The organism is Nostoc sp. CHAB 5836 (genome assembly GCF_020829445.1).
Taxonomy (GTDB): Bacteria; Cyanobacteriota; Cyanobacteriia; order Cyanobacteriales; family Nostocaceae; genus Nostoc.
The window spans coordinates 1-5,347 of the sequence record NZ_JAIVFV010000279.1 but is presented as its reverse complement, the minus strand read 5'-3'; the positions used below and the strand labels follow the sequence as shown (position 1 = coordinate 5,347).

Here is a 5,347-nt window from a genome sequence, read left to right as displayed (position 1 = left end):
TATCAAGGTCGCCCCGTTGGGACGGTAGCCGCTTACGATGCATCTGTAGAGGCACTCAATTACGATCAGTGCTTGCCAAGCTTCATCGACTTCTTTTAAATTTTCAGTAGTTTCCAGTTCGTTTAGGTGCATCGCCAGAATAACTCCATTTGGATTGTGATTTTGTGGTAGATGCGTCTTCATTTATTATTTTTGCTATTCTCAGCATAACAAAAACGCTTCTGGGAATAGCAAATATAATTCAATCCGCTTGGGTTAAGGGTCGATTTCCCCAACCCCCCTTAAAAAGGCTTGCTCAAAATGCCTTATTTTTCCACTTTTTAAGGGGGACTAAGGGGAATCTCCAATTGATGTTGCACCTTAACTGAACGGTATTGAAATATAATTGGGAGAAAAATTAATCAACTAACAAGGAATAAATCTGCTCACATTTATACAGATTTATGTCAATTACTCTTTTGATGAATTATAGTTCTTCTTACCCACCGCAAGTAGTAACATTATTCTCAAAAACAGTCACACAAGATATATTTTTAGATTATTTCTTGTTCCGTTGTATGCCTGGAATCTTTGCTTTACCAAAAAAACATATCTTCAGCGCTGTTTATGGTTCGTGTGAAGTTAAAACTGGTTGCGGTATATTTACTTGAACCCGATTAGTTTTTGACACTAACAAGTCAGACTATTCCCCCATAATCTAATAATCTATAACGTTTTTTCAGAATATGCAAGATGAAGGGCTATTTCATTCTCCTCTAGCCCGCCTCAGAATGAATTCTGAGTCTAATAGCGAAAGTCGTCTAAAGACGACTGAAAAAAGGTTATAGTCCGTTTTAACGGACTTTAGCTATGAGCCAGGAACTTCAGTTCCGGGTGGGTTATGTCTCAATACGGTTCACTTAAGGCTCAAACTCTTTTTTTTTACGAACCACAGAGGCGCAGAGAACACGGAGAGAAGAGAGAAGAGAGAAGGAGGAAATGCTTAACCCAAGTGTATTGGGTTATGTCTAGAATGAAATAGCCCTGTGCAAGATGAAGGGGTGAAAAATTTCATAAGTCCTATTGTTAGTATAAAAAGTTTTAGATCCCCTCTAACGCACGCCAATTGAAGGAAGTGGCGTGAGTTAGAGGGGATCTTTATACAACTTAATACCTTTTCAAACAACCTCCTAAAGCCAAGAGCCTACGCACAGCAGTAGCCGGATTGTCTTGGAAGCATACAGTGTAGGAGTATGTCACTTTAATTACTGAATCGCGAATCCTTCCGGTCTGATTGCATCTTCTAAATCAACGCCCATCAGGTTAGCCCCCTGGATGTTTGCATTTGTGAGATTTGTTTTTTCCAAGTCTGCGTTTTGCAGGTTTGCTGTTTGCAGGTTTGCTCCCAAGAGGTTGGCTTTCTCTAGATCTGCATCAAATAGGTTTGCTCCTACCAGGTTTGCTCCCGAAAGGTTTACCTTACCTAAATCTGCTCCTTGTAAGTTAGCCCCCTGTAAGTTTGTTTGCTGTAAGTTGGCTCTTTCTAAGTCTGCATTTTGTAAGTTAGCACTCTCCAAGTTTGCCGTTTGCAAATTCCCATCCTTTAGCATTGCCCCAGTCAGGTTACACCCGACGCATTCATTGGTTTGTAATAAACGTCTAACGTTTTCTGCTACAGACACTATTGGCGCTACAACGGGAGCTATTATTGGTGCTGTTAAAGACTCCATTGGCGATGGAACCGGAGCTAGTTCAGATTCCGTAGGTGTGGATGGTGTTATTGTTTGTGCTATGGCAGTGGGCTGGACAAGGAGAGAAAATCCCGCGACAACTACTAGAAATACGGCAGTTATGAGCCACTGAGTTAATTTTTTTGAGTTGGATTGATTCATTAGTTCCTTCCTATGATGATTCACAGTGGTGGGTTTGCTTTTATAGAAGCCATCAATAATGTGCTTTATTTTCAGTCTAGATATGTTGATTGATAGCAGCAAATATTATTTCGATTCCAATTGATAAATTAAAGTGATGATAAAATCTTTTTCAATGGGAAGCGATCGCTAATTTTTTTGGTGACATCAGGGACATCGCATCCCAAACAAGTTTTCAGATCAGGTATCCCAGCTACGCCCGTCGTAGACATCGCCTCATACCTAATTCCCAAGCATTGCCAGACTAGGTAAAAGTCGATATGTTTCACTTTTAATTAAGATAGAGAGTCCCAAGTAAATTAAGACAAAGGGGAAGATTTTTCGACCATAGCGAGTTAAAACGGGAGTCATCAGAGGATTACGAGTCAGGTTATAAGAGAGTAAGCACCACGCCCCAACAGTGCAATAGCAAACACACAAAATTACACCCAAACTTGGAAGATTACTACTGGCAAACAACGGTACATAGATTCCAATGTTGTTTCCTCCATTGGCAATGGTGACAGCAGAAACGCGGTAAGTTTGAGGATCGCGGATGGTTGCCAATAGTGATTTCTTCAGGCGTCCAGATTTGATCGGAGAGGTTAAGTCAACTGACACAGCTTGCACTGTCTCCCCTTGCTCTTCTTGACTGATGAAATTACTGATACCAATGGCGATGGGAAGCAAACCTAGCAAACCAATCCAGGTGCTGGGAATAATCAGACCGCCGAAGAAACCAGGGAGACTAGCACATACTAAGGTAGTAAATCCCAGAAATTCACCGAGAACAATATGCTTGGGACGAAAGCTGCGATTGACTTTTCCGAAAAAAGCTGTCAAATATAAATTGTCATCAAAGGTAGTTGCAAAAGCGACAGAAATTCCAATAATTAATGTACTAATTAGCCAAGTCATAATTGTTGCTCACCATAATTCAATGCTGTTTGTAAGTACGTTGGTGTGAAAAAACCAAGTATGTTACGAAACGTAAATAAGCTTAAAACCCTTACTAATAACCAATGACCAATGACAAATGACAAATGACAATAAACTACGCCTTCAATCAAATTGGTGATTTTTTACTCAGCAAGGTACCTTGGGAGCTGATGAAGTCAATATTATGGCTTTCAACGAAATAAGAGCAAATACTCTTGTTTCTTAAAAAGATAAATAAAAGTGATTGATAAATTTACCACTATGTTGTTCTCATTGCCATAAAGAACGAGAGAATGGCTATTACTGAGGTATTGTTTGAGAAGCTTCTGTGCGATCGCTCCTGTTGAAGAGATGCTAAGTACAATATTTCATAAATTCGTAGCGAATTCTCTTTGCGTTCCTACCCTACGGGAAGGCGAAGCGCCTATGCACTTCCCTTTGCGCCCCTACCCTGCGGGAAGGCGAACGCGAGTGCGTCTCCAAGAGTTGCGCCTATGCGTTTAAATTTCAACCCTCAATTCACCACGATTTTATGCTGCATCTGTACTAAGTAGTTTTGTGTCAGTAGATTTTCAGATATTTTTGGCAGCTAGGGTTCAACATCGGTTAACATAACTAGTTGCGCTCTGGCTTAGGTTTAAAATTTACAGTAATGTTTGATGTTTAATTTGTAATTATGCTAACCAGTGTTGACCGTTTATTATTTGTCCGGCGAGTCCCGATTTTTAAGGAATTGCGGGATGATTTTATTGTGCGGCTCACTTCAGTAATGAACGAATTGTCATTTCCAGCTAATTACACCATTTTTCGACAGGGAGAAGAAGGGCGATCGCTCTATATTGTCGTTTCAGGTAGAGTTAAAGTTCACATTGGCAATAAACTACTTGCAGAGGTGGAACAGGGAAAATACTTCGGGGAGATGGCAGTATTTGATACTCAACCTCGTTCCGCCACCGCAACGACTTTGGAACCTTGTGAATTTTTAGAACTGACCCAAGAGCAACTGTATGATGCGATCGAAGAAACTCCCGAAATTGCGGTGAATATCATTCGTGAGTTATCCCGTCTGATTCGCAGATTGAATGACGATATCAATGTAACGAATTCCCCACGGACAAATCCAGGGACTTATAGCAGAGAGTGAGAAATAACGGTTTGCTTCCTGTGCGGGCAAATCTTTTATTTTTAGACGGGCGTGTTTTTTGTCACTTTTTTTGCCGATTGTCCATAAATCTTCGCCATCACTATACCTACCCAATTTCTTAAATTCATATCTAGCAAGCTTTTTGCCCTTTTGTAAGTGTCGAACTGACGTTAATTTATAGCAACTTATTAAGAATAATATCGGCAAAACACCTAATTGAGGTAGGATTACAATCGCTTATCTCATGGATGTGAAATTAATATGAGTACTACTCAAGAAAAGGCGACAACTTCTTCTTATGAGAGGTTAGAACCTTCTAAACCTATAGAGACTCCAGACTCATCCAGCAAAGTTAATAAATGGAATAATAGATGGATCTTGAGCAATATACTTGATAGAAGTCAAGAACATTTTGTTTTGGATGACATGAAATTGATACTAATTAAGTCTAATGATCATCAATTTCAAGCAACTTTGTCCTATTACATTACTTCTAAAGGTTGGAGAACAGGAACAACCGAAATGCCGGGAATACGGATAGTTCTAAAAGATTCTAAGGGAATTGGTTTTGCTGACTGGTCTATTGATGATATTCAGGTAGCTTGTGGAGATAATCATCAGTATCGAGAACATCGCACAAGTTTCAATATTTATGCTTTTGAAAACCTCTTTAAGGCTGAAAGAGATATTAATAATGGTAGTGTTTATAAATGTTAAGTAGGTCGGCGCAATTAAAGCTAACTGGCTAAGGCTGTCATTTGTCATTGGTCATTTGTCATTTGTCATTTGTCATTTGTCATTTGTCATTGGTTATTGGTCATTGGTCATTGGTTATTGGTCATTAGTAAAGATTTTAAGCCTATTTACGTTTCGTAACATAACATACTTTGATTTTTTCGCACCAACTTATAGAGAATTGGAAAAATCATGGCAACAGACGCGGTAATCTTACATCTAGAAAAGGTTACAGAACAACACGCCGAGATGCTGTACTCCTATATAAGCAACCCACATTTGTATGAATATCTTGAGGAGCAAATCCCTACCCTTATAGAGGTTAAGCAAAAATTCAAGTTCGCCGCGCTAGAAAAATCACCCGATAACGAGACTATGATCTGGCTGAAATGGGTTGCAATAACTCCACAAAACCAACACGTTGGTGTTGTCGAAATAGGTATTTTTGATGATCAATATGCGGAAATCGGCTTTATGACATTTGTTGGTTTCCAGAACCGAGGATACGCTAAGATTTATAACCCACATTCCGCACCCACAACTGTCACACCCCAAGGAGACGGATATATTTAGTACATAAGAACTATTTATTAGGAGAATTTACTAGAGCTAAATAGGAATTACTATTATTAAGCTGGAT

At 39.4% G+C, this 5,347-nt stretch carries 7 protein-coding genes; 4 read left to right on the top strand and 3 right to left on the bottom strand.

Annotation, left to right across the window (positions count from 1 at the left end):
- Window positions 1-99: glycoside hydrolase 100 family protein (locus LC605_RS34925; RefSeq protein WP_369010378.1), on the top strand; the 99-nt coding region annotated here is incomplete at its 5' end.
- A 1,145-nt stretch (window positions 100-1,244) separates the two neighbouring features.
- On the opposite strand, the gene LC605_RS30725 is transcribed toward LC605_RS34925, so the two are convergent.
- From LC605_RS30725 to LC605_RS30720, 3 genes are all read right to left on the bottom strand, one after another.
- On the bottom strand, window positions 1,245-1,871 hold the full coding sequence (locus tag LC605_RS30725; protein WP_229551195.1) for a pentapeptide repeat-containing protein: 627 nt from the start codon (window positions 1,869-1,871) through the stop codon (window positions 1,245-1,247).
- A 128-nt stretch (window positions 1,872-1,999) separates the two neighbouring features.
- Window positions 2,000-2,122: a hypothetical protein gene (locus LC605_RS33200; protein ID WP_267868721.1), complete on the bottom strand. Its 123-nt coding sequence runs from the start codon at window positions 2,120-2,122 to the stop codon at window positions 2,000-2,002.
- A gap of 10 nt (window positions 2,123-2,132) precedes the next feature.
- Window positions 2,133-2,807 (bottom strand): cadmium resistance transporter, encoded by a 675-nt coding sequence (locus tag LC605_RS30720; protein WP_229551194.1) that lies wholly within the window; start codon window positions 2,805-2,807, stop codon window positions 2,133-2,135.
- Window positions 2,808-3,504: 697 nt separating this feature from the next.
- On the opposite strand from LC605_RS30720, the gene LC605_RS30715 reads away from it, so the two are divergent.
- From LC605_RS30715 to LC605_RS30705, 3 genes are all read left to right on the top strand, one after another.
- Window positions 3,505-3,972 carry a cyclic nucleotide-binding domain-containing protein gene (locus LC605_RS30715; RefSeq protein WP_229551193.1) on the top strand — a complete coding sequence of 156 codons (468 nt, stop codon included), beginning with the start codon at window positions 3,505-3,507 and terminating at the stop codon, window positions 3,970-3,972.
- A 261-nt stretch (window positions 3,973-4,233) separates the two neighbouring features.
- Entirely contained in the window at window positions 4,234-4,689 is a 456-nt protein-coding gene (locus LC605_RS30710) for a hypothetical protein (protein WP_229551192.1), read from the top strand.
- A gap of 210 nt (window positions 4,690-4,899) precedes the next feature.
- Window positions 4,900-5,280: a GNAT family N-acetyltransferase gene (locus LC605_RS30705; RefSeq protein WP_229551191.1), complete on the top strand. Its 381-nt coding sequence runs from the start codon at window positions 4,900-4,902 to the stop codon at window positions 5,278-5,280.
- Window positions 5,281-5,347: the final 67 nt, after the last annotated feature.